Annotated in this window: 24 protein-coding genes; 10 read left to right on the top strand and 14 right to left on the bottom strand. The window is 73.8% G+C overall.

Annotated elements, in window-relative coordinates:
• Positions 1-96: 96 nt before the first annotated feature.
• From ACF1AK_RS15035 to ACF1AK_RS15015, 5 genes are all read right to left on the bottom strand, one after another.
• The gene (locus ACF1AK_RS15035) at positions 97-1,305 is read right to left on the bottom strand and encodes a L,D-transpeptidase family protein (RefSeq protein WP_391499226.1); all 1,209 of its coding nucleotides are present in this window, start codon (positions 1,303-1,305) and stop codon (positions 97-99) included.
• A gap of 125 nt (positions 1,306-1,430) precedes the next feature.
• The gene (gene mqnE / locus ACF1AK_RS15030; protein ID WP_391499225.1) at positions 1,431-2,594 is read right to left on the bottom strand and encodes an aminofutalosine synthase MqnE; all 1,164 of its coding nucleotides are present in this window, start codon (positions 2,592-2,594) and stop codon (positions 1,431-1,433) included.
• Positions 2,595-2,685: 91 nt separating this feature from the next.
• Positions 2,686-3,648, bottom strand: a complete 963-nt coding sequence (locus ACF1AK_RS15025) for a threonine/serine dehydratase (protein WP_391499224.1) — start codon at positions 3,646-3,648, stop codon at positions 2,686-2,688.
• A gap of 40 nt (positions 3,649-3,688) precedes the next feature.
• Positions 3,689-4,150, bottom strand: coding sequence for an Lrp/AsnC family transcriptional regulator (locus tag ACF1AK_RS15020; RefSeq protein WP_376086263.1), 462 nt, complete (start codon positions 4,148-4,150; stop codon positions 3,689-3,691).
• A gap of 128 nt (positions 4,151-4,278) precedes the next feature.
• Positions 4,279-4,944: a UbiX family flavin prenyltransferase gene (locus ACF1AK_RS15015; RefSeq protein ID WP_391499223.1), complete on the bottom strand. Its 666-nt coding sequence runs from the start codon at positions 4,942-4,944 to the stop codon at positions 4,279-4,281.
• A 66-nt stretch (positions 4,945-5,010) separates the two neighbouring features.
• On the opposite strand from ACF1AK_RS15015, the gene ACF1AK_RS15010 reads away from it, so the two are divergent.
• Positions 5,011-5,754: a cyclase family protein gene (locus ACF1AK_RS15010; RefSeq protein ID WP_391499222.1), complete on the top strand. Its 744-nt coding sequence runs from the start codon at positions 5,011-5,013 to the stop codon at positions 5,752-5,754.
• A gap of 91 nt (positions 5,755-5,845) precedes the next feature.
• Entirely contained in the window at positions 5,846-6,562 is a 717-nt protein-coding gene (locus ACF1AK_RS15005) for an MOSC domain-containing protein (protein WP_391499221.1), read from the top strand.
• Between the two features lie 75 nt (positions 6,563-6,637).
• Here the strand turns inward: ACF1AK_RS15005 and ACF1AK_RS15000 are convergent, their stop codons facing one another.
• Together ACF1AK_RS15000 and ACF1AK_RS14995 are read right to left on the bottom strand one after the other, a co-directional pair.
• Entirely contained in the window at positions 6,638-7,012 is a 375-nt protein-coding gene (locus ACF1AK_RS15000) for a VOC family protein (RefSeq protein WP_391499220.1), read from the bottom strand.
• Entirely contained in the window at positions 7,009-7,923 is a 915-nt protein-coding gene (locus ACF1AK_RS14995) for an aminoglycoside phosphotransferase family protein (RefSeq protein ID WP_391499219.1), read from the bottom strand. Before ACF1AK_RS14995 ends, ACF1AK_RS15000 begins: the two co-directional genes overlap by 4 nt.
• A gap of 139 nt (positions 7,924-8,062) precedes the next feature.
• Between ACF1AK_RS14995 and ACF1AK_RS14990 the strand changes: the two genes are divergently transcribed.
• Positions 8,063-8,818, top strand: a complete 756-nt coding sequence (locus ACF1AK_RS14990) for an alpha/beta fold hydrolase (RefSeq protein WP_391499218.1) — start codon at positions 8,063-8,065, stop codon at positions 8,816-8,818.
• Here ACF1AK_RS14990 and ACF1AK_RS14985 read toward each other — a convergent pair whose 3' ends face one another.
• The 4 genes from ACF1AK_RS14985 to ACF1AK_RS14970 form a co-directional block, all read right to left on the bottom strand.
• The gene (locus ACF1AK_RS14985) at positions 8,819-9,439 is read right to left on the bottom strand and encodes a DJ-1/PfpI family protein (protein ID WP_391499217.1); all 621 of its coding nucleotides are present in this window, start codon (positions 9,437-9,439) and stop codon (positions 8,819-8,821) included.
• Between the two features lie 85 nt (positions 9,440-9,524).
• Entirely contained in the window at positions 9,525-10,004 is a 480-nt protein-coding gene (locus ACF1AK_RS14980; RefSeq protein WP_391499216.1) for a diadenosine tetraphosphate hydrolase, read from the bottom strand.
• Between the two features lie 9 nt (positions 10,005-10,013).
• Positions 10,014-10,952: a HEAT repeat domain-containing protein gene (locus tag ACF1AK_RS14975; RefSeq protein WP_391499215.1), complete on the bottom strand. Its 939-nt coding sequence runs from the start codon at positions 10,950-10,952 to the stop codon at positions 10,014-10,016.
• 81 nt (positions 10,953-11,033) lie between these two features.
• Positions 11,034-13,556, bottom strand: coding sequence for a collagenase (locus ACF1AK_RS14970; RefSeq protein WP_391499214.1), 2,523 nt, complete (start codon positions 13,554-13,556; stop codon positions 11,034-11,036).
• Positions 13,557-13,928: 372 nt separating this feature from the next.
• Between ACF1AK_RS14970 and ACF1AK_RS14965 the strand changes: the two genes are divergently transcribed.
• The gene (locus ACF1AK_RS14965; protein ID WP_391499213.1) at positions 13,929-14,543 is read left to right on the top strand and encodes a DUF998 domain-containing protein; all 615 of its coding nucleotides are present in this window, start codon (positions 13,929-13,931) and stop codon (positions 14,541-14,543) included.
• Positions 14,544-14,588: 45 nt separating this feature from the next.
• Complete coding sequence (locus ACF1AK_RS14960) at positions 14,589-14,804, top strand: DUF4287 domain-containing protein (RefSeq protein ID WP_380627153.1); 216 nt, start codon at positions 14,589-14,591, stop codon at positions 14,802-14,804.
• A gap of 20 nt (positions 14,805-14,824) precedes the next feature.
• Here ACF1AK_RS14960 and mqnP read toward each other — a convergent pair whose 3' ends face one another.
• The gene (gene mqnP / locus ACF1AK_RS14955) at positions 14,825-15,730 is read right to left on the bottom strand and encodes a menaquinone biosynthesis prenyltransferase MqnP (protein ID WP_391499212.1); all 906 of its coding nucleotides are present in this window, start codon (positions 15,728-15,730) and stop codon (positions 14,825-14,827) included.
• Positions 15,727-17,184 (bottom strand): menaquinone biosynthesis decarboxylase, encoded by a 1,458-nt coding sequence (locus ACF1AK_RS14950; RefSeq protein ID WP_391499211.1) that lies wholly within the window; start codon positions 17,182-17,184, stop codon positions 15,727-15,729. The genes mqnP and ACF1AK_RS14950 overlap by 4 nt, the downstream gene beginning before the upstream one ends.
• 127 nt (positions 17,185-17,311) lie before the next feature.
• Here ACF1AK_RS14950 and ACF1AK_RS14945 point away from each other — a divergent pair, with 127 nt between their 5' ends.
• From ACF1AK_RS14945 to ACF1AK_RS14930, 4 genes are all read left to right on the top strand, one after another.
• Positions 17,312-17,716, top strand: coding sequence for a PLD nuclease N-terminal domain-containing protein (locus ACF1AK_RS14945; RefSeq protein WP_391499210.1), 405 nt, complete (start codon positions 17,312-17,314; stop codon positions 17,714-17,716).
• Between the two features lie 439 nt (positions 17,717-18,155).
• A complete protein-coding gene (locus tag ACF1AK_RS14940) occupies positions 18,156-19,757 on the top strand; it encodes an acyl-CoA carboxylase subunit beta (protein WP_391499209.1) in 1,602 nt (533 codons plus the stop codon).
• Positions 19,758-19,847: 90 nt separating this feature from the next.
• Complete coding sequence (locus ACF1AK_RS14935; protein ID WP_391499208.1) at positions 19,848-20,060, top strand: acyl-CoA carboxylase subunit epsilon; 213 nt, start codon at positions 19,848-19,850, stop codon at positions 20,058-20,060.
• A 221-nt stretch (positions 20,061-20,281) separates the two neighbouring features.
• The gene (locus tag ACF1AK_RS14930; protein ID WP_391499207.1) at positions 20,282-20,911 is read left to right on the top strand and encodes a ScbR family autoregulator-binding transcription factor; all 630 of its coding nucleotides are present in this window, start codon (positions 20,282-20,284) and stop codon (positions 20,909-20,911) included.
• A gap of 27 nt (positions 20,912-20,938) precedes the next feature.
• Here ACF1AK_RS14930 and ACF1AK_RS14925 read toward each other — a convergent pair whose 3' ends face one another.
• On the bottom strand, positions 20,939-21,589 hold the full coding sequence (locus tag ACF1AK_RS14925) for a ScbR family autoregulator-binding transcription factor (RefSeq protein ID WP_391499206.1): 651 nt from the start codon (positions 21,587-21,589) through the stop codon (positions 20,939-20,941).
• A 367-nt stretch (positions 21,590-21,956) separates the two neighbouring features.
• Between ACF1AK_RS14925 and ACF1AK_RS14920 the strand changes: the two genes are divergently transcribed.
• The gene (locus ACF1AK_RS14920; RefSeq protein ID WP_391499205.1) at positions 21,957-23,015 is read left to right on the top strand and encodes a ScbA/BarX family gamma-butyrolactone biosynthesis protein; all 1,059 of its coding nucleotides are present in this window, start codon (positions 21,957-21,959) and stop codon (positions 23,013-23,015) included.
• The last annotated feature ends 7 nt before the right edge of the window (positions 23,016-23,022 follow it).

Here is a 23,022-nt window from a genome sequence, read left to right as displayed (position 1 = left end):
TGCTGTAGGAGGCCGACAAGGGGCGTTGCGGCAGACGGGTCGCCGACCGGCGCGCGGATGCGACGCGGACGGACGATTCCGCCCCCGCGGGGCCGGTCAGGCCGCCAGCGAGGCCGCGTCGCCCATCACGATCACCGGGTGGGCGGCCGGGTCGAGGGTGCGGATCAGCTGCGCCATCTTCTCCTCCGGGATGGAGACGCAGCCGTGCGTCGGGCCGCCGTGGTCGACGTGGATCCAGATCCCGCCGCCCTTGGTCGAGCCGTTCGGGCGGCGCGGGTCGAGCGGGGAGTTGCCGGGCACCCGGTTGTAGTTGATCGCGACGACGTAGTCGAAGGAACCGGCCAGCTGTTCGCCGGCGAAGCCCGTCCCGGAGACCACGAAACCGGCGTCCTTGTCGTAGGGCAGCCGGCTGCCCGGGTCCGCCTTGCGGCCTCCGGCGTCGGTGAGCGAGAAGACGCCGATCGGGCTGCGCAGGTCGCCCTCGTTGTGGTCGGTCGTCCAGCCCTTGAACGCGTTGTGGCCCTGCCAGGTCTCGCCGGCCAGCCAGCGGCCGTCGGCGGTGCGGGTCCACAGCGTGACACCGGTCCGGTTGGTGTCCTTGCCCTCGCCGGTGGCCACCACGACCTGGGTGGTGTCGGCGGGTATCCGCCCGGTGAACGCGGCGCCGAGGCCGGGGATCGCCTCGACCGAGCCGTCGGCGCGGGCCTCGCTGCGGCCGGCGGCGGGGGTCTCGGCCTGCCGGGCGTCGGCGGCCCGGGCGGCCGGGGCGGCGGTCGGCGAGGCCTGGCCGGCCGCCGGCTGCGCGGCGGGAAGGTCCGGGGTGGCGACGCCGTCGGGGCCGGGACCGTCGGCGGTGGTCACACCGGGCTTGGCGGTGTCCTGGCCGACGGTGTACCAGCCGGCGGCGGCCGCCAGCAGCAGCGCGGTGCCGGCGACGGCGGCGCGGCCGGTGCGCTTCTTCTTGGGCTTGCGCCGGTGGCCGCGGGCGGCGGCGCGTCCGCCCGCCGGGGCGGCGGCCGGGGCCGGGGCGGCGGCGCTCCGCTGCCGGGGCAGCGGAACCGGGGGCGGCTCGGGCCGGAACTCCGGCTCGGCGCGGTGCTCCTGGAACGGCCGGTCGTAGACGTCGTGCCCGGCCGGGTCCCGGAAGCCGTGGTCCTGGAAGCCGTGGTCCTGGAAGCCGTGGCCCTCGTGCGGCCCCTCGTACAGCGGGACGTCGTACTCCTGGTGGCCGCCGTACGGCTGCTGCGGCGCCTCGTACACCGGCTCGTACGACGGGTACGGAGAGGTGTGACGGTAACCGGACATGTGGCCGATCCTGCCAAACGGAGGCCGGGTTGCGAAAGCCGGGGCCCTGTGCGGGCCCCGTGAAGAAGCCGCCGTCCCCGGCCGCTCGGGCCCGGGACGGCGGCTCCTGCGGCCGGGGGCCGTGGTCAGAGGCGCATCGCCTGCGGGGTCTCCCGGCGCGTCAGGTCGGGGCCCTCGTACTCGCGGATGACCTCGTAGCGGGTGTTGCGCTCCACCGGGCGGAAGCCGGCGTCCCGGATCAGGCCGAGCAGGTCCTCGCGGCTCAGCTTGTTCGGGGTGCCGAAGTTGTCCGCGTCATGGGTGATCTTGTACTCGACCACCGAGCCGTCCATGTCGTCCGCGCCGTGGCTGAGCGCCAGCTGGGCGGTGGTGACGCCGTGCATCACCCAGAAGACCTTGACGTGCGGCACGTTGTCGAACAGCAGCCGGGAGACCGCGAAGGTCTTCAGCGCCTCCGCGCCGGTGGCCATCTCGGTGCGCGCCATCAGCTTGTTGCGCACCACACCGTCCTTGGAGTCGTGGAAGTCGTGCTGGTAGCGCAGCGGGATGAAGACCTGGAAGCCGCCGGTCTCGTCCTGCAGCTCGCGCAGCCGCAGCACGTGGTCCACCCGGTGGCGGGGCTCCTCGATGTGGCCGTAGAGCATGGTGGCCGGCGTCTTGAGGCCCTTGCTGTGGGCGAGCCGGTGGATCCGCGACCAGTCCTCCCAGTGGGTGTCGTGGTCGACGATGTGCTGGCGGACCTCCCAGTCGAAGATCTCGGCGCCGCCGCCGGTCAGCGACTCCAGACCGGCGTCGATCAGCTCGTCGAGGATCTCGTCGGCGGGCAGGCCGCTGATCCGCTCGAACCAGTGGATCTCGGTGGCGGTGAAGGCCTTGAGCGAGACGCTCGGCAGCGCGGCCTTCAGCTCCCGCAGCGAGCGCGGGTAGTAGCGCCACGGCAGGGTGGGGTGCAGCCCGTTGACGATGTGCAGCTCGGTGAGGGAGTCGACCTCCATCGCCTTGGCGAGGCGGACGGCCTCCTCGATGCGCATCGTGTAGGCGTCCTTCTCGCCCGGCTTGCGCTGGAACGAGCAGTACGCGCAGGACGCGTTGCACACATTGGTCATGTTGAGGTGGCGGTTGACGTTGAAGTGGACGACGTCGCCGTTCTTCCGCGTCCGCACGTGGTGGGCGAGCCCGCCCAGCCAGGCCAGGTCGTCGCTCTCGTAGAGCGCGATCCCGTCCTCCCGGGTCAGCCGCTCACCCGCGTAGACCTTCGCCTCCAGCTCGCGCTTGAGCCCTGCGTCCATGCGGTGCCCCGCCTCCTCCGACTTCGAATCGTTGCCGGAACGAGCGTACGCCCCCGTCCGTGGCGGTTCGCGGGCAGCCGCCCCGAGCGGGTCAGCCGGCGAGCAGCTCCGCCAGCAGCGACGGCTCGATGTTGCCGCCGCTCACCACGGCCGCCACGGCCTGCCCGCCGAGCTCGGCGGCCCGGTGGAAGTAGGCCGCCGGGGCGACCGCGCCGGACGGCTCGGCGACGATCCGCCCGCGCCGGGCCAGCAGCGCCACCGTGGCGCGGATCTCGTCCTCGGTGACCGTGACGATGTCGTCCACGTAGGCGGTGAGGTGCTCGTACGGCAGCACCCCGACCGAAGGCGTGCGCAGGCCGTCGGCGATCGTCCGGTAGGTGTCGGCGACCGGCCAGCCGATCCGCCGCCCGGCCCGCAGGCTGGCCTGCGCGTCGGCGGCCAGCTCCGGTTCGACGCCGACCACCCGGATGCCCGGGCGGGTCAGCTTGAGCGCGGCCGCGGTGCCGCCGATCAGCCCGCCGCCGCTGACCGGCACGAGCACGGTGTCCAGCTCCGCCGGGGCGTCCTCGGCGATCTCCAGGCCGACCGTGCCCTGGCCCGCGATGATGAACGGGTCGTCGTACGGCGGCACCCAGACGTAGCCGTGCCGCTCGGCCAGCTCGCCGGGCACGGAGTCCCGCTCCTCCGGCGTGACCAGCAGCACCTCGGCGCCGAACGACCGGGTGGCCTCGACCTTGACCGCCGGCGAGGTGTCCGGCATCACGATCACGGCCTTGATGCCGAGCAGCTGCGCGGCGTACGCCACCGCCTGTGCGTGGTTGCCGCTGGACTGCGCGACCACGCCCCGGGCGCGCTCCGCCCCGCTCAGCGCGGCGAGCCGGTTGTACGCCCCGCGGGTCTTGAACGCTCCGGTCGGCTGGAGGTTCTCCGGCTTGAGCCAGAGCCGGCGCCCGCCGTCCGCCGCCCAGGGGGCGGGGACCAGCGGAGTGCGCACCGCGACGCCCGCGATCCGCTCCCGGGCCGCGTGCAGTTCCTCCAGACCGACCAGTGCCATGACCGTCACTTCCCCCGTGCGTCCGTCGCGCGTCCGTGTGCTACTCGGCCTCGGCGAGCGGCAGCTCGCTGACCCGGCTCTCCCACTTCGTGGAGAGTACGACGGTCGTCCGGGTGCGGGCCACGCCCTTCGTGCCCGAGATCCGCTTCACCACCGACTCCAGGCCCTCGACGTCCGGCACCCGGACCTTGAGCATGTACGAGTCGTCACCGGCGATGAACCAGCAGTCCTCGACCTCGCCGAGGTCCTTCAGCCGGAACGCGACGTCCTCGTGGTCCGCCGCGTCGGTCAGCTGGAGGCCGATCAGGGCGGTGACCCCGAACCCGAGCGAGGCCGGGTTGACCGTCGCCCGGTAGCCGGTGATGACCCCGGCCTGCTCCAGCCGGTTGATGCGGTCCGTGACGCTCGGGCCGGAGAGGCCGACCAGCCGGCCCAGCTCGGCGTACGAGGCGCGGCCGTTCTCCCGCAGCGCCTGGATGAGCTGTCTGTCCACCGTGTCCATATACCGTCGCGTCCTTCCGAACCTCGCCAGACCCACAGATCATTATCCGGATTCAAAGGCGCCGTACGCGGACCAACCCGGATATCGCAGAGAACATACTCTCCCGTCCTACGGGATCTCACTCCCCCTCAGGCCGGGCGCCCGGTTGCGCGCGCCGCCGCGCCCAACTCGCCCTCCCAGCGGCGGTACAGCGTGTGCGGCACGCCGACGGCGTCCAGCACCCGTCCGGCGACGAAACCGACCAGCTCGCCGACGGTGGAGCCGCCGGCGTAGAAGCCGGGCGAGGCGGGGAGCACGACGGCGCCCTGCGCGTCCAGTTCCACCAAGTGCTTCAACGTCACCCCGTTGAGTGGTGTCTCGCGGACGCACACGACCAGCGGACGCCGCTCCTTGAGGGTGACGCTGGCCGTCCGCTGGAGCAGGTCCTTGCTGAGGCCGAGCGCGATCCCGGCCACCGCACCGGTGGTGGCGGGCACCACCAGCATCCCCTTCGCGGGGTACGAGCCGCTGGACGGGCCCGCCGCGAAGTCGCCCGCCGGCCAGTACCGGACGTCCTCCAGCTCCTCCGCCCCGGCGCCCAGCCAGGCGGCCAGGTCGGCGCGCCAGTGCGCGTCCCGGAAGGCGATGCCGGTCTCGTCGAGGATCGTCAGCCGGGCGGCCCGGCTGACCACCAGGTCGACCGGTTCGCCCGCGGCGAGGAGGGCGCGGATCACCGCAGCGGCGTACGGGGTGCCGGACGCGCCGGAGACCCCCACGACCCAGGGACGGCGGACTGGCTGCTCAGGCTTTTCCATAGTGGTTACTTTCTATCCCCACGGCGCCCCTCACTCCGCCCCGGCCCGCCCTGGGAGGATGGCGGCATGGCCACGACCCTCGTCGACCTCACCCACCAGGTGACCACCGCGATGCCGGTCCACCCCGGCGATCCGGCCGTCCTCCTGGAGCCCGCCCTCACCACCTCCACCGCCGGGGTGAACGTGCTCGCCCTGCACCTCGGCTCGCAGTCCGGCACCCACGTGGACGCCCCGTACCACGTCGACGTCACCTGGCCGACGCTGGACGGCCTGCCGCTGGAGCGGTTCACCGGGCCGGCCGTCGTCGCCGACCTGCGCGGGCTGGAGCCGCGCGCCGCGATCACCGCCGAGCTGCTCGCCCCCGCGCTGGAGCGGTCCGGCGAGGGCACCGTCCTGCTGCTCGCCACCGGCTGGGCCCGGCACTGGGGCACCGACGCCTACCTCGCCCACCCGAGCCTGACCGCGCGGGCCGCCGAGGCGATCGTCGCCGCCGGGGTGCGCACGGTCGGGGTGGACGCGCTCAGCGTCGACCCGACGCCCGACCCCGGCCCGGGCGACCCGGCGGTCGCCGCCCTGCTCGCCGACCTCACCGACGAGCACGACCAGCCGGCCGCCGAGGAGCCGACGCTGGCGGCGCACCGGGTGCTGCTCGGGGCGCCGGGCGGCGGGGTGATCGCGGAGAACCTGACCGATCTGCGGCCACTGCTGGCGGCGCAGGAGGCGGGCCGGCCGGTCGAGGTGTCGCTCTTCCCGCTGCGGCTGGTGGCGGCGGACGGGGCCCCGGTGCGGGCGGTCGCCCGGCTGGGGTGAGCGGGCGCAGCGCGGCCGGGCGGGAACACCTGGCCGGGGCCCGGCACTTGGTCTAGACCAACATTGGCGCACGGCGGTACGCTGTCCGGCCATGGCAGAGATCATCGGAGTCATCGAGCAGCTCTGGCGCTACCCCGTGAAGTCCACCGGCGGCGAGCGGCTCGACTCCGTCGAGGTGGACGACCGCGGGCTCGCGGGCGACCGCCTCTACGCCGTGCGCGACGGCAACGGCAAGCTCGGCTCCGGCAAGAACACCCGCCGGTTCCGGCGGATGGACGGCCTGCTGCGCCTCTCCGCCCGGCTCGGCCGCCGGCTCGACGGCCCCGAGCTGTTCGACCCGCTCGGCCGGCCGGTCCTCGACCCGACCGCGTTCCTGCGCGCCTACCTGCAGCGCGACGACGTCGAGCTCGCCCGCGAGGACGCCGTCTCGCACTTCGACCAGCTCCCGGTCAGCGTGCTCACCACCGCCACCCTGGACTGGGTCGCCGAGGCCGCGCCGTCCGCCGTGGTGGACGTCCGCCGGTTCCGCCCGAACGTCCTGCTGCGCACCCCGCCGGGCACTCCGCCGTTCACCGAGGACGCCTGGTTCGGGCGCGAGGCGCACGGCTCCGCGCGCTCCGCCGCCCGGCTCGCCTTCGTCCGCTCCAGCGAGCGCTGTGTGATGACCACCGCCGCCCAGCCCGGGCTGCCGCACGCCCCGGAGATCCTCAAGGCCCTCGCGGCATACCACGACTCCCGCCTCGACGCCCTCGCCGAGGTCGCCGCCCCGGGCCGGCTCGCGGTCGGCGACACCCTCACGCTGGCCTGAACGACGCCCTGGGGCAGCCCGGACCGCCCCGCCGGTCACCGCGCGGGCCGGTCCCGGGGACCGTCGCCGTGCCGCTCAGTGGCGGGCCGGGAGGAGGCAGACGGGGTGGCCGGCCGGATCGGCGTAGATGCGCCAGCGGCCGGCGTCGTGGAGGAGGGTGGCGCCGAGGGCGAGCACGGCGGGCTCGGCGGTGGCCAGGTCGGGGACGTGGACGTCGAGGTGGATCTGCTGGGGGCTCGCGGGATCGCCCCAGCGGGGCGGGCGGTGGTCGGCGACGCGGTGGAAGCAGAGCACCTGGCCGGACGGGGTGTGCAGGGTGGACCAGTCGGCGTGCAGCGACCAGCGCGGGTCCGGCCGGTCCACCTCACCGCCGAGCAGCCCCGCGTAGAACCGGGCCAGCACGGCCGGGTCCGGGCAGTCCAGGACGATGCACTCCAACTGGCCGATCATCGGGGCTCCTTCGGGAGGTGGTCCGGCTCGGAGAGCGCCGCCTCGATCTGGTGGCGGGTCGCGCGGGCGATCCGGGGGTGGGTGGCGGCGTAGTGGGTGTACGCGTTGAGGCCGGTGGTGAGGGCCCAGCCGCGGCCGCGCAGCCAGGCGGCGTCGTCGACGCCGAGGGCCGCACGGAAGGCGGCCCGGGCGGGGGCGTCCAGCAGGGTCCAGGCGACGACCAGGTCGCAGGCCGGGTCGCCGACGCCGAGACCGCCGAAGTCGATGACGGCGGTGAGCCGTCCGTCGACGGCGAGCAGGTTCCCGGTGTGCAGGTCGCCGTGGAACCAGAGCGGTGGGCCGCAGTGGACGGGGGCGCGCACCGCGGCGTCCCAGAGCGCGGTGAGCGCGCGGGCGTCGAACGCGCCCCCGACCGCGGCGATCCGGGCCCGCGTTCCGGCGTCACGGCCGGCCAGCGGGGCGCCCAGATGGTCGTTGTGCGCCCCCGGAGCGAGGCCGGGGACCGTCGGAAGCGCCCGGAGCGCGGCCAGGAACCCGGCGAGGCGGACGGCGTCGGCGGGCAGGTCGGTGAGCCCGGCGGGGCCGGCGGGCGTCCCGCCGGGCAGCCAGCGGGCGACCGACCAGTGCCACGGGTAGCCGTGCGCGGGCTCGCCGACGGCCAGCGGCGCCGGCACCGCCAGCGGCAGGTGCGGCGCGAGCCGGGGCAGCAGGCGCGCCTCCTTGCGCGCCTGCCCGGCCGCCCACGCTCCGCGCGGCAACCGGACGGCCAGCGCGTCCCCGAGCCGGTGGATCACGTGGTCCGAGCCCCCGGGCTCCACCCGCCGCAGCGGCAGCCGCGCCCACTGCGGGAACTGCTCCACGAGCAGCCGCCGCACCAACGCGGTGTCGATCGCCGGGGTCCGGGGCGTCATGTCCCCAGTCCAGCGCGCCCGGGCCCCGCTGTCGAAGGGTTTTCCGCCCGACGGGAGGCCGGTCCGCACCGGGGCCGGCGCACCGGCCGCGCCGCGGGCCCGGGGTTCGGCGCCGCCGTCACCGGGCAGGAACCCCCGCATGACGATCCCTCACCGCTCGGTCGGCGCCGGCCCCCACAAGGTCCTGGTGCTGCACGACTGGTTCGGCACCAGCGCGGGCTGGGGCCCGTTCCCGGACTACCTGGACGGCTCCGCCTTCACCTACGCCTTCCTCGACTACCGGGGCTACGGCGACCGCAAGGACGTCAGCGGCGCCTACACCCTGGCCGAGATCGCGGACGACGCGCTCGCGCTGGCCGACCAGCTCGGCTGGTCGCAGTTCTCGCTGGTCGGGCACTCGATGGGCGGCAAGGCCGCCCAGCAGGTGCTCGCCCAGGCGCCGGAGCGGGTGCGGCGGCTGGCCGGGCTGGCGCCCGTCCCGGCGGGGCCGTACCCGATGGACGCGGACGGTGAGGCCCTGTTCTACGGCGCGGCCGGGGACCGGGCGAAGCGGTACGAGATCCTGGACCGGGTGACCGGACGGCGGGCCGGGCGGGTCTGGCTCGACCGGATGGTGGACCGCTCGCTGGAGCTCTCCACCCGCGAGGCCTTCGGCGGCTACGTGCGGGACTGGACCACCGCCGACCTGGTGGACCGGATCGCCGGGAACCCCGTGCCGGTGCGGGTGTTCGCGGGCGAGCACGACCTGCTGCTGACCACCGAGGCGATGCGCGCCACCTTCCTCGTCCACTACCCCAACGCCGAGGTGGAGCAGCTTCCCGCCTCCGGCCACTACCCGATGCACGAGACCCCGGTCGCCCTCGCCGCGGCGCTGGAGTCCTTCCTCGGTGCCTAGCTAGAGCTCCTTGATCCGCTCCCGCACGGCGGGCGAGGCCTTCGCCCAACTGCCGCTGTCGAAGGGGGGCCTGGGGTCGTACTCGGCGTGCAGCTGGATCGCCCGGGCGGTGGTCTCGTCGATGAGCAGGGCGGCCAGGAGGAGCGCCATGTCGATGCCGGCGGAGATGCCGGCCGCCGTGACGATCCGGCCCCGGTGCACCACCCGCTCGGGGGTGTACGCGGCGCCGTACGCCGCCAGTTCGCCGGCCGCCGCCCAGTGGGTGGTGGCGGCGAGGCCGTCGAGCAGCCCGGCGGCCCCGAGCAGCAGCGCGCCGGTGCACACGGAGGCGGTGTACCGGGTGGTCGTGTGCGTCCGGCGCAGCCAGTCGAGGAAGGGCTCGTCGTCCATCAGCGGCCGGGTGCCGTGGCCGCCCGGCACGAGCAGCACGTCGCACCCCTCGACGTCCGCGTACCGGATGGGCACGTCCAGCCGCATCCCCCCGATGCTGTCGGCCACCGGCCCGCGCTCCCCCGCCGCCACGAACCGCACGGTGGCCCCCGGCAGATAGCCGAGCACCTGGTACGGGCCGATCGCGTCGAGCGGCTCGAAGTCCTCGAAGAGCGGGATGACGATGTCCATGTCCCGCAGCGTAAGCGGGAGTTGGCCGCCCGTCCCGCTCCTGGTCAGCGGATTCACGAGATCGAGTGGTCTGCACCACCGGCCTTTACCCCAGCGCATCCAGCTCCGCGCCGATGGCGGCCCGGAGCGGGTCCTGGGCGGGGGCGAGGGCGTGGGCGGGGTCGGTCCAGCGGTCGCGGGGGTAGAGCCAGACGGGGAGGCGGACAAGGTCGGCGGGCTCCCAGTCGTAGCGGGGCCAGACGTGGGCGTGCAGCATCGGGTCGGTGTTGCCGAGGATCTCCAGGTTGACCCGGCGGAAGGCCGGATCGGCCGCCCGGCAGGCGCGTTCGACGGCCTCGCCGAGGCGGTCGAGGTCCTCCAGGTAGGCGAGCCGGCGGGGGCGGGGCAGGTCGGAGAGCCGTTGCACCCCGGGCTCGTCGGTCAGCAGGATCGCGTACCCGGGCAGGAACTGCACGTCCCCGATCACGGCGAACCCGGCCGCCAGCCGACGGAGGACGGTGGGGTTCTCGCCGCGCAGGGCACTGCCGACGCGGTCGGACCTCCAGTCACTGTGCTGTTCGGTCATGCGCCGATGCTAGTGACCGGCCGCCACCGGATGGTCCCCGACGACCAGTCCGGCCGCGCGGGCCGGATCGCCGCCCGCCCGGGCCAGCAGGGCCGCGACGTCGTAGCCGGGGGCGTCCGGGCCGCCGCCGACGCCGAGGGTGAGGCCGGGCTCGCAGCGCGTCGCCCACAGCGCGGGCGCCAGGTCGGGCCGCAGCCGGTCCAGCGCGCACGCCAGGCCCCAGGCCTCGTCCTCCAGCCGGGCCCGCAGGGCCGGGTCGCAGGCCGCGAGGGCCTCGGCCACCCCGTGGTCCTCCGGGTCGTAGTCCTCCAGCAGCGGCAGCAGTGCGGGGGCGGCCAGGATCTCCGCCGCCTCGAAGGTGAGGACGGCCGCGCCGTCCGGGTCCGCCAGCAGGTCGAGCATCAGCGGCACGGCCCGTGGGTCGCGGCGCCGGGCCAGGCCGCGGACGCCCTCCTCGCGGGCATCCCGGTACTCGTCGCCGGTCCGCTCCCAGAGTGCCGCCCGCACCTCCGGGCCGTCGGCCGCGCACTGGAAGCCGAGCGTGAACGTCGCCCAGTCGCGGACCTCCGGTTCCGGGTCCCGGGTCAGCGCGAGGAGCGCGCGGACACCGGGGGCGTGCGGCGGGCCGGTGACCACCTCGTCGAGGGAGAGCGCGGAGGCCACCTGCCGGCGCACCTCCGCCTCGGGGTGACCGGCGAGGGTGACCAGGACCGGCACCGCCCGCCCGTCGTCGGTCCGCCCCAGGGCCCCTGCCAGGCGGGCGAGGACGCGGCCGTCCCGCTCCCGCTCCGCGAGCGCGAGCAGCACGCCCGCCGCCTCGGCCCTGAGGTCCTCGTCGCGGTCGGCCGCCTCGCCGACCAGATCGCAGCCCGCCGCCCGCTCGGCCGCCTCCGCCGAGCCGAGCAGGTCCGTGCCGCGGGCGAGGGCCGCCGGAGTGTTCATCACCATCGGGCCAGTCTCGCGCACGGCCCCGTGCGCGCGGAACGCCCGGCCGGGAGGGTCCGGCCGGGCGCGTGGATCCGTCGCGGGTCAGAACCGGGTGGTGACCGTGACGCCGCTGAAGTCGGTGGCGGCGTACAGGCTCAGGTAGCGGTAGCCCGCCGTGGGGTTGGTGACGGTGAGGGACTGGGTGGTGCCGGCGGCCGTCGAGGCGGCGGTGTAGGCCTTCGGCGAGGCCCAGGTGTCGGCGTTGTAGTACAGGTACGCGACACCGGTGCCGCCGAGGGTGCTGACCTTCAGCGTGGTGGTCCCGGCCGGCAGGTAGACGTACAGGTGGTCGGTGTTGCCGGCGGTTGCGGCGCGGCCCGGCCGGGCGCAGTCGCGGGCCATCGCGTCGGTGCGCTGCTCGGTGCAGGCCGGCAGGCCGAGCGCGGTCGTGGTGACCGCGCTCGCGGTGGTGGCGGTCCGGCCGGTGTCGTCGGTGGTGGTCAGCGCGACGGTGTACGGGCCGGGCACGCCGTAGGTGTGGCTCGGGCTGCGCTCCTCCGAGGAGGTGCCGTCGCCGAAGTCCCAGTGCCAGCCGGTGATCCGGCCCGGACCGGTCTGCACGGAGCGCTCCTTCACGCTGACGGTCGCGCCGTTCACCGTGGTGTCGAACAGCGAGGTCGGACCGGTCGCGTAGCAGCCGCCGGCGGCGCAGGCGTCGAGCCAGGCGTCGAAGTCGGCGTCGTAGGCGGTGCCGAGGTTGTTGTAGACCGCGTAGCCGCCGGGGTAGTCACCGACGCGGAAGCGCTCCAGCATCGCCCGGACGTCGGCCGGGTGCTTCTCCACCATGTACCGGACGGACAGGTAGCCCCACGGGTAGGTGCGGGTCGAGTCCGAGTTCGCGTAGGTGTTCTGGAAGAGCGTGCTGAGCTTGTAGGTGTGCTGGGCCGCCTGGTTCATCGCGTCGACGTCGGTGGCGCCGCGGTGGGTGTACGAGACGTACTCGGCGAGGCCCTCGACCCACCACTTGTCCGGGACGGACGACTGGGTGTCGTAGGTGCCCTTCAGGTTGTGGATGCCGTCGAGGTAGTGGGTGTACTCGTGGTTGAGGTTCCACACCCGGGCGGGGTCGTTGACGTTCCAGGCCTTCTGGTACATCACGGTCACGGCCCGCGCGTTCGGGTCGGTCGCGTCCATGACGGTCTGGCCGCCGTTGTCGGTGCTGTTGCCGTAGATCGCCCACGAGTAGGTCGTGTAGTCGGCCTTGGTGGCGAAGATCCCGAAGGTGACGGTCTTGGCGTACTGGTCCGGGATGGGCCCGCTGTCCTTGGACACACGGTGGAAGAGCGCGTCCTGCCTGCGCAGGCTCTCGCAGACGGTGGCCAGTTCGGCGGCCGACAGGGACTGGGCCTGGAGGATCCGGTTGTCGCAGACCAGCTGGTTCGGCAGGATCACCGAGATGAGCTTGTCGCGCAGGTCGCAGATGCCGTAGTACGAGCACTGGCCGTGGTCGAAGTACTCGGCCTGGCGGGCCGTGTACAGGTACAGCGACCCGAAGGGCGAGAGCAGTGGCGCCGCGTCCAGCACCTTCTTGACCAGCGGCCTGGCCACGGCCTCGGCGGCGGGGCCGGTCCCGGCGAACTTGGCCAGGTCGTTGCCCGCGTTGGTGTCGAGGACGGAGTGGGGCCCGCTCAGCAGGTCGCGGTGGTCGATCGCGAAGTCGGCGAGCGAGGTGATCAGCGCCGGGTCCGCCGCGAGCGCCCGGACGAAGTCCGCGTTCCGGTAGCCGAACCAGAGCGGGTAGTACAGCACGGAGTTGACCGCGCTGCGCATCTGCGGGAACTGGTTGTAGGTGTTGTCGTACCCGTCGAGGATCCGCTTGTAGGCGCCGAGGTAGTGGGCCTGGACGTTGGCGCTGTCGGTGAGCCACACCACCTCCTTGAGGATGCGGCCGTTGTTCTCGCTGACGTCGCGCCAGCGGGTGCCCGCGAAGAGGGTGTCCAGGGCGGACGTGAGGGCGGTGGTGAGCTCGGCGGTGTACGGGCCGGTCGCGGCGGGGTGGTAGAACTGGATGTAGTAGCCGACTTGCAGGTACTTCACCAGTTGCGCGATGCCGGTCGTGTTGTCGCCGGAGTAGTTCGCGGCCACGTCCTTGAGGGCGGCCGCGACGGACAGCATCCGGGCCTGGTTGAAGATGCCCGGGTCGGCGCCGGCGCTCTGGTACAGCGAGTTGACGCACTCCGGGGTCGAGCCCTTGATGAAGGCGACCAGGTCCGCCCCGGTGAGGGCCGCGAAGTCGGCCGGGGTGCAGCTCGGCCCGGCGAGGGACTTGAACGGGGCAGGGCCGCTCGCCCCGGCCGGCTCCTCCAGCAGGCGCGTCGCGCCCAGGAGCGCCGGGGACTGCGACGCGGCGGGCTCGGCGGGCTCCTCGGACCCCGTCGTCGTGGCCGGGGCCTTCGGGGCGGCGGGGCCGACCGGACCGGCGGGGGCGGCGGGGGCGGCGGGGGCCGGACCGGCGGTGACGGCGGGGGGCGCCGCGAAGGCCTGGGCCGGAAGCACGGCGGTGGCCGTGGCGCAACAGGCGACGACGCCTGCCGCGAGCATGGAGAGTCTGGTGCGCAGGAGCACGCCGAATCCTTCGGGAGTGGGGGCAGCCCGACGCGGGGCCGGGCTGGAGGAAGGAGATGTGGCGTGGATCCTGTCATCGACCGAGGATCAGAACAATGTCACAGGTTATATTGCACGCGACTTCCAGCCATCCCGCCGCCCGGAACCCCCTCGGGCGGCCGGCCTGCGGCGTTTCCGGCCGGGTCGGCCCGGCGCGCGGGAACCGAAGGGACATCGGGCCGCGATCCGGGCGACCGCGCCGGGTGACGGACCGCCCGGACTGGCCGGTCCGCGCCCAGTACCCACGGCGGGGCGAGTCCGCCGCACCGCCCGGTGACGCGGATCACAACCGGTGCTCCGATGAGTTTCCGCGCCGGCTCCGGTCCTATGGGCATGACGAACACGCTGACGGCGCCGACCGCCACCGCCACCGCCCGCCCGTTGCTGACCGCCGGCGCGGTCGGCGGGCCGCTCTTCCTCGCCGTCGGCCTCGCCGGCGGACTGACCCGGGAGGGCTTCGACTTCACCCGCAACGCGCTCAGCCAGCTCAGCCTCGGCGAGCTCGGCTGGATCCAGCAGGCCGCGTTCCTGCTGACCGGCGCCCTGCTGGTCGCGGGCGCCGCCGGGGTGCGGCGGGCGCTGCCCGGGAGCGTCTGGGCGCCGCGGCTGATCGGGGTGTTCGGGGCGTCCTTCGTCCTGGACGGGTTCTTCGCCGCCGACCCCGGCGCGGGCTTCCCAGTGGGAGCGCCCGAGGGCCGGGTGACGGAGCTCAGCGGGCACGGCATGGTGCACATGTTCGGCGGCACGGTCGGCTTCCTCGCCCTGTGCGCGGCCTTCCTCGCCCTCGCCCGGCACCTGGACCGGCCCTGGGCCCTCGCCTCGCGCGTCGTCGCGGCCGTCGTGCTCCTCGGTTCCGCCGCCTCCGGCGCCACCGTGCTGGCGTTCACCCTCGCCGCCGCGCTCGGGCTGGGCTGGCTGAGCACTGTCGCGATCAAGCTCCATGCGTGAAGATCACCATCAGAAGATCATCCGGAACCCGAGGAGAGTGACCCCATGAGCGAGACCCCCGCCGTCAAGGGCCCCGCCAGCTACTTCCCGTCGATCGAGCAGAAGTACGGGCAGCCGATCGCGCACTGGAAGGAGCTGATCCGCTCCTCCCCGCTGACGAAGCACATGGAGCTGGTCGCCTGGCTCAAGGCCGAGCACGGGCTCGGCCACGGGCACGCGAACGCCCTCGTCAAGCACACGCTCGACGAGGGCGGGAAGTAGGGCCCGCGCGGGGCGCGGCCTCAGACGCCGAGGCCGCGCACCACCAGGTCCACCAGCGCGAAGAAGAACAGCGAGATGCCGACGAAGCCGTTCGTCTGGAAGAACGCCCGGTTCAGCCGGGACAGGTCGTTCGGCTTGACGATGGTGTGCTCGTAGACGAAGGCGCCGGCCACCACCAGCAGGCCGATCCAGAACGCGACGCCCGCGTCGGTGAGCACCGCGTACCAGCCGAGCAGCAGCGTGGTGACGGCGTGGCAGCCCCGGGCCCCGCGGATCGCGGCCGGGACGCCGAACCGGGCCGGGACGGAGCGCACGCCGCCCTCCCGGTCGGAGGCGACGTCCTGGCAGGCGTAGATCAGGTCGAAGCCGCCGATCCAGATGCCGACCGCCGCGCCGAGCACGACCGCGTCCCAGGACCAGGTGCCGGTGACGGCCAGCCAGGCGCCGACCGGGCCCATCGCCTGGGCCAGGCCCAGGATCGCCTGCGGGAAGTCGGTGAACCGCTTGCCGTAGGGGTAGACCACCATCGGCACCACGGCCACCGGCGCGAGCGCCAGGCAGAGCGGATTGAGCAGGGCCGCGGCGCCGAGGAAGACCACCAGGGCGATCGCCGAGCCGATGTACGCGGTCTTCAGCGAGACGGCGCCGGTGACGAGTTCGCGGCCCGCCGTGCGCGGGTTGCGGGCGTCGATCTCCCGGTCGATGATCCGGTTGGCCGCCATGGCGAAGGTCCGCAGGCCCACCATGCAGACCGTGACGATGAACAGCTCGCCCCAGTGCACCCGCCCGTCGGCCAGGAACATCGCCGTGAGCGCCGCGATGTAGGCGAACGGCAGGGCGAAGACCGAGTGCTCGATCATCACCAGCCGCAGGAAGGCCTTGACCTTGCCCGGCGGCACCTCGGGGAGCGCGGCGGCGGTGCTCACAGCCCGTACTCCTTCCAGCGCCGGTCCACCAGGGCGGCGGTCGCCGGGTCGGAGGTGACCATCTCGGGCCAGCCGCCGTCCCGGGTGTAGCCCTCCCCGGGCAGCTTGCGGGTCGCGTCGATGCCCGCCTTGCCGCCCCAGAACTGCTGGTAGGAGGCATGGTCGAGATGGTCGACGGGGCCCTCCACCACGGTGAGGTCGCGGCTGTAGTCGACGTTGCCGAAGGCCCGCCAGGCGACCTCCTGGTAGTCGTGGACGTCGCAGTCGGCGTCCACCACGATGATCAGCTTGGTCAGTGACATCATGTGCGCGCCCCAGATGGCGTGCATGGTCTTCTGCGCGTGCTTCGGGTACTTCTTGTCGATCGAGACGATCACGCAGTTGTGGAAGCCGCCGGCCTCGGGCAGGTCGTAGTCGACGATGTCCGGGATGATGATCTTCAACAGCGGCAGGAAGAAGCGCTCGGTGAACTTGCCCAGCGGGCCGTCCTCCGTCGGCGGGCGGCCGACCACGATGGACTGCAGGATCGGCCGGCGGCGCATCGTCACGCAGTCGATCGTCAGTGCCGGGAACGGCTCCTGCGGCGTGTAGAAGCCGGTGTGGTCGCCGAACGGCCCCTCGGGCAGCAGCTCGCCCGGCTCCAGCCAGCCCTCCAGGACCACCTCGGCGTCCGCCGGGACCTGCAGCGGGACGGTCTTGCAGTCGACCATCCTCACCCGCTCGCCCGCGACGAACCCGGCGAACAGGTACTCGTCGATGTCGCCCGGCAGCGGCGCGGTGGCCGCGTAGGTGACGGCCGGCGGGCAGCCGAAGGCGATCGCGACCGGCAGCCTCTCGCCCCGCCCGGCGGCCACCGCGGCGTGGTTGCGGCTGTCCTTGTGAATCTGCCAGTGCATGCCGATGGTGCGGCGGTCGTGCCGCTGCAGCCGGTACAGGCCGAGGTTGCGGATGCCGGTGTCCGGGTCCTTGGTGTGGGTGAGGCCCAGGTTGAAGAAGGAGCCGCCGTCCAGCGGCCAGGTGAACAGCGCCGGCAGCTCGTCCAGGTTGACGTCCTCGCCGGTGAGGACCACCTCGTGCACCGGCGCGTCGCCGGACCTGACGTGCTTCGGCGGCACGTGGGCCATCGAGGCGAGCTTGCCGAAGGCGTCCCGGAAGCCGGTGAAGCCCTGCGGCAGCTCCGGCTTCAGCAGGCCGGAGATCTTGTCGCCGATCTCCTCCGGGCCCTTGAGGCCGAGCGCCTTGGCGAGTCGGCGCTCGGTGCCGAAGACGTTCATCGCCAGCGGCATCGTGGAGCCCTTGACGTTCTCGAACAGCAGGGCCGGCCCCTTGGCCTTCTGCACGCGGTCGACGATCTCGCCGATCTCCAGATAGGGGTCCACCTCCGCCTTGATGCGCTTGAGGTCGCCTTCGCGGTCGAGGGCCCGCAGGAACGAGCGGAGATCGTCGTATGCCATGCCAGCCAGTATCCGCCACCCGATAGCCTGGCCTGTGTCAAGGGCCCCCTTGAAGCGGCGCACCGCCAGCGGCCGCCGCTGCGAGGGGCCCGACCGCCACCGACGCCGCCCGGGGGAGATCGCCGCCGTGCTGAGGATCCTGACCTTCGTGCTCCCGCTCGCCCTGTGGGTGTGGGCCTTCATCGACTGCCTGACCACCCCCGAGGACGAGGTGAAGCACCTCCCCAAGGTGGTCTGGGTGATCATCGTGCTGCTCTTCCCGCTGGTCGGCTCGATCGCCTGGCTGGTGGCCGGCAAGCAGCGCGGGGTGCGCACCGCCCCGGCCGGCGGCCACGGCGCGAGCGGCCCGGCGTACGACCGCCGGCGCGACGGCCGCCCGCTCGCCCCGGACGACGACCCCGAGTTCCTCGCCTCGCTGAACAGGCGCGACGACGGCCACGAGGACATGCTCAAGCAGTGGGAGGCGGATCTGCGCCGCCGCGAGGACGAGCTGCGCGGCAAGGAGGACCCGGACGAGGGACGACGGGCCTGACCCCGGTCGCTCGGACAGCCCACCCGGCATCCACCGGGTGGGCTGCGGTGTTTTTGGCGCATCCCTACGACTGGCAGGCCCCCGGCCACGCAGCGGCACGGCCTTCGCCGGTCTCCCGGGCGTCCCTCGGACAGCCCCGGCCCGCAGCCGGAAGGCCTCCGCCGGGACAGCGCTGACCTGCACGTTTCCTCATGTCCAGCTCACCCGGCAGCCATCCGGACGACAGCTCGGGGTAATCGAACAGCTACCGTACGGAGAGGCTGAATCGCTTCTGTTTCTGTGCAGCCCTCACATCTAAACGGACGCGACCTTGTACGGAATCGACGCCGAAACCAGCGTGCGGCCCCTCGTACAGTCATAAGTGAAGAAGTGATTCGCAGCCGGGGGCATCGCAGACGTTGGCTGTCGGACAGTTCCCTCACCTTTGGAGTGGTTCGAGATGACGGTTGTGCACCAGGCGCCGGTCGACGACGACGCCCCCGAAGTCCCCGCGGACGTACGGGGCAAGGTCGCGGAGCTGCACGAACTGCGCGAGCAGGTCCGGCGCGGGCCGAGCGAGAAGGCGACCGAGGCCCAGCACGCCAAGGGCAAGCTGACCGCCCGCGAGCGCATCGACCTGCTGCTCGACGAGGGCTCGTTCCACGAGGTCGAGCCGCTGCGCCGGCACCGCGCCCAGGGCTTCGGCCTGGAGGCGAAGAAGCCGCACACCGACGGCGTCGTCGTCGGCTGGGGCACCGTGCACGGCCGGACGGTCTTCACCTACGCCCACGACTTCCGGATCTTCGGCGGCGCACTGGGCGAGGCCCACGCCCAGAAGATCCACAAGATCATGGACATGGCCATCGCGGCCGGTGCCCCGCTGGTCTCCCTGAACGACGGCGCCGGCGCCCGCATCCAGGAGGGCGTCACCGCGCTCGCCGGCTACGGCGGCATCTTCCAGCGCAACACCCGGGCCTCCGGTGTCATCCCGCAGATCTCCGTGATGCTCGGCCCGTGCGCCGGCGGCGCGGCCTACTCGCCGGCCCTCACCGACTTCGTCTTCATGGTCCGCGAGACCTCGCAGATGTTCATCACCGGCCCGGACGTCGTCCAGGCCGTCACCGGCGAGAAGATCAGCCAGAACGGGCTCGGCGGCGCCGACGTGCACGCCGGGGTCTCCGGCGTCTCGCACTTCGTCTACGACGACGAGCAGTCCTGCATCGAGGAGGTCCGCTACCTCCTCTCGCTGCTGCCGCAGAACAACCGCGAGATGCCGCCGTCGGCCGTCAACGACGACCCGGTGGACCGCCGCAACGAGTCGCTGCTCGACCTGGTGCCCGCCGACGGCAACCGGCCGTACGACATGCGCAAGGTCATCGAGGAGATCGTCGACCACGGCGAGTACCTGGAGGTCCACGAGCGCTGGGCCACCAACGTGCTCTGCGTGCTCGCCCGGATCGACGGCCACGTCACCGGCATCATCGCCAACCAGCCGCAGTCGCTGGCCGGCGTCCTGGACATCAACGCCAGCGAGAAGGCCGCGCGCTTCGTCCAGATGTGCGACGCCTTCAACATCCCCCTGGTCACCATGCTCGACGTCCCCGGCTTCCTGCCCGGCGTCGACCAGGAACACGACGGCATCATCCGGCACGGCGCCAAGCTGCTCTACGCCTACTGCAACGCGACCGTGCCGCGGATCCAGCTGATCCTGCGCAAGGCCTACGGCGGTGCCTACATCGTCATGGACTCGCGCTCGATCGGCGCCGACCTCTCCTTCGCCTGGCCGACCAACGAGATCGCCGTCATGGGCGCCGAGGGCGCGGCCAACGTCATCTTCCGCCGGGACATCAACGCCGCCGACGACCCGGACGCGATGCGCAACCAGAAGATCAAGGAATACAAGAGCGAACTGATGCACCCGTACTACGCGGCCGAGCGCGGCCTCGTGGACGACGTCATCGACCCCGCCGAGACCCGTCAGGTCCTGGCGTCCTCGCTGGCCATGCTCCGCACCAAGCACGCGGACCTGCCGAGCCGCAAGCACGGCAACCCGCCGATGTAGCGGCAGTGCCGCCCGGCCGCACCGCACCGCCGGGCACGCCGACGCCGACGCCGACCGACCCACCACCATCCGCCGGGAGAGAACCGGACCATGACCGCTTCCGCCGAACCACTCGTCCGCATCGTCCGCGGCTCGCTCACCGACGAGGAGCTCGCCGCCCTCACCGCCGTGCTGATGGCCCGCGCCGCGGCCGCCCAGCAGGCGGCGGCCGCCGTCTCGCCGGTCGAGCCGATCGCCAACTGGCAGCGCCTGGAGCGCCGCCCGGCGTACTACTCGCCGGTCAGCTGGCAGTGGGCCGCCTGACGGCTCGAACGAGGCCCCGGACACCCGTCCGACCGCCGGCCGGCCCCCCGCACCCGGGGTGGCCGGCCGGCGGCGTTCCCGCCCGGGGCGAGCGCGCGACCGGCGTGCACCGGCGCCCGGAACGGCTCGAAAGGATCGCTACCGCACGGTACGGGGGCCAGTGCCCGGTCCGCCGCCGTAGGATCCAGCCGCTGCCGACGACAGAGAGCAGGGAGGCTGCGATGGCCAGGCAGGCCCGGGCGCTGGCGACCCGCCAGACGGTGCTGCACGCCGCGGCCGAGGTGTTCGACGAACGCGGCTACGCGGGCGCCACCATGGCCGAGATCCTGGAACGGGCCGGCGTGACCAAGGGCGCGCTCTACTTCCACTTCCCGTCCAAGGAGGAGCTGGCGCTCGCCGTGATCGAGGGTCAGAGCGCCTGGCTGGCCACCTGGCAGCCCGCCACCGACAGCCCGATGCAGACCGTCATCGACCTCGGCTACGCCTTCGCGCACTCGCTGCTGGACGACCCGCTGCTGCGCGGCGCGATCCGGCTGACCATCGAGCACGGCACCTTCACCCAGCCGCAGGTCGGCGCCTACCAGGGCTGGGCGGACGCGGCGCGCGAGCTGCTGGAGCGCGCGCTGGAGGTCGGCGAACTCCGCCCGGGAGTGCGGCCGGCGGCCGCCGCCGGGGTGATCACCGGCGCGGTGGCCGGCATCCAGCTCAACTCGCAGGTGCTGACGGACCGCAGGGACCTGCTGCAGCGGATGGCCGACCTCTGGGCGCTGCTGCTGCCCGGCCTGGTCGAACCCGGCGCCCTGGCCCGCCTCGACACCGTCGACCGGACCACCGCCCGCCCGGCCGGCTAGGTCGGTGGCGGCGGGCCCGGGGGCGTCCTAGAAACGGTAGTCCGTCAGGCGGTCGGCCGGGACGAGGGACGGGAGGGCGGCCGACCAGAGGCCGCTGATCGCGGCGGGGGCGAGCCGGCCGGTGGCCTCGGCGGCGAACAGGACCAGTCCGGCCGCCAGGGTGGCCAGCAGCCCGGCCGCCTGCTCCCGGTCGAGCCCGGGGCGCAGTTCGCCGGCCGCCGAGGCCCGGTCGAGCAGGGCGCGGAAGACGGCGGTCAGACGCCGCCAGGCGTCCGCCGAGGGCTCCGGCGGCGAGCCGGCCGGGGCCACCACCGCGCCGGTGGCACAGCCCGCCGGACGGCCGCCGAGGCCGAGCAGCACGCCCGCCCTGACCACCACGTCCTCCCGCAGCAGCCGGGCCAGTTCGTGGGTGAGGTCGACGAGGTCCTGGACGGCCGGCCCGCCGCCGCGCAGCGCCCGCAGCACGGCCAGGCCGATGGTGTCGGCGGCCTCGGCGCGGACGCCGTCCGCGAGGGCCTGCTTGGAGACGAAGTGGAAGTAGAGGGCGCCCTTGCTGACGCCCGCCCGGCGGCTGATGTCGACCAGGCTGGCCGACTCGAAACCCGCGTCGGCGAAGGTGTCCGCCGCGGCGAGCAGCACGGCCTGCCTGGTTCGCCCCGCCCGTTCCTGCTTAGCCACTCGGCCCCTCCGGCCCCGGCCGCGGCGGGCTGCGGCCCGCCCGGTTGCTGTCCCGGCGCCGCCCTCGGTTCCGCGGCGCCCCGTCTGCGGACCGTCGGTGGCGCGCCGCGACCGCCCGAAACCGCATGGTTGGTATCTAATCTAGCCCCTGTCCGGCCCCCGCCGTCCAGAGGGGACGAGCCCCCCGGCCGGGGGGCCGGACCGGGCCGGCCGGACGTTGCCGCAGGCCGGCGCCCGGGTACGGTGAAGGCGGCGGAGCGCACGGAAGTGACGACCCCGCAGGGGGACCAGAAACCGGGTGGCCTGTATGTTTTTTCCAGGGCCGCCCGCACGGCCGGCCGACCGACACCCGGGAGTGGGGCCAGTCATGCCAGTGTTCACCGCGACGGACGGCGACACCCCGTATCCCCACCCCGGCCCCGTCCCCACGGGCCCCGGGCGCTACGGCTTCCACGAGCGCACCGTCTCGCGCCACCTGGTGCGCCGCTCCTCGGTCGCCGAGGTGCTCATCACCGGCTGGCAGGCCACCGGCCCCTACGACTTCCTGCTCGGCGCCCAGTGGCCGCGGCTGCACGGCTTCTACCGGCTGCCCGGCGACCGGCACCACGACCCGGTGCTGATGGCCGAGACGGTCCGCCAGGCGGCCCTGCTGGTGGGCCACGCGGGCTTCGGCGTGCCGCACGACCACCACGCGGTGCTCGACGAGCTCGGCTACACCCTCGGCCCGGCCGGACTGGACGGTCTCGCGGTCACCGCCGCCCCCACCGAGCTGATGCTCCGGATCACCTGCCACGACGTCCGGATGCGGCACGGCCGGCTGCTCGGGCTGCGGGTGCAGGCCGAGGTCGAGCGCGACGGCCGCCCGGTCGCCCGCGGCTTCGGCGGGCTGCGGATCCTCTCCCCCGCCGCCTACGACCGGCTGCGCGGCCCGGGACCGGCCGCCGCCCCCACGAGGCTGCCGGGCCAGGCCACCGCGCCGGAGCTGGTGGGCCGCCAGCAGGCCGCCGACGTCGTGCTCGGCCCGGCCCTGCTGCCCGGCAGCTGGCTGCTGCACGCGGACACCCGCCACCCGGTGCTGTTCGACCCGATGGACCCGGCGCCCGGCCATCTGCCCGGGATGCTCGTCCTGGAGGCCGCCCGGCAGGCCGCCCAGCGGCTGCACCACCCGGACCGGGTGGTGCCGCTGGAGCTGGTGACCTCGTTCCACGACCCGATCGCCCCGGACCGCCCCTGTGTGGTGCGGGCGGTCCGGGAGGGCGGTCAGGAGACCGGCGGGGGCAGCGGACGGCGGGCGGCGCTGCGGGTCCTGCTGGTGCAGGAGGGCCGGACGGTGGCCGAGGCCCGGCTGCTCACCGGGCCCGCCGACGGCGGACCGGCCCGGACCGCACCGGCCCCGGCCCGCCGCGGACTGCCGCTCGCCAGCTGAGCCCGGA

This window comes from Kitasatospora sp. NPDC015120, assembly GCF_043080305.1.
Lineage (GTDB): Bacteria > Actinomycetota > Actinomycetes > Streptomycetales > Streptomycetaceae > Kitasatospora.
This window is presented reverse-complemented; position numbering and strand designations above follow the sequence as displayed.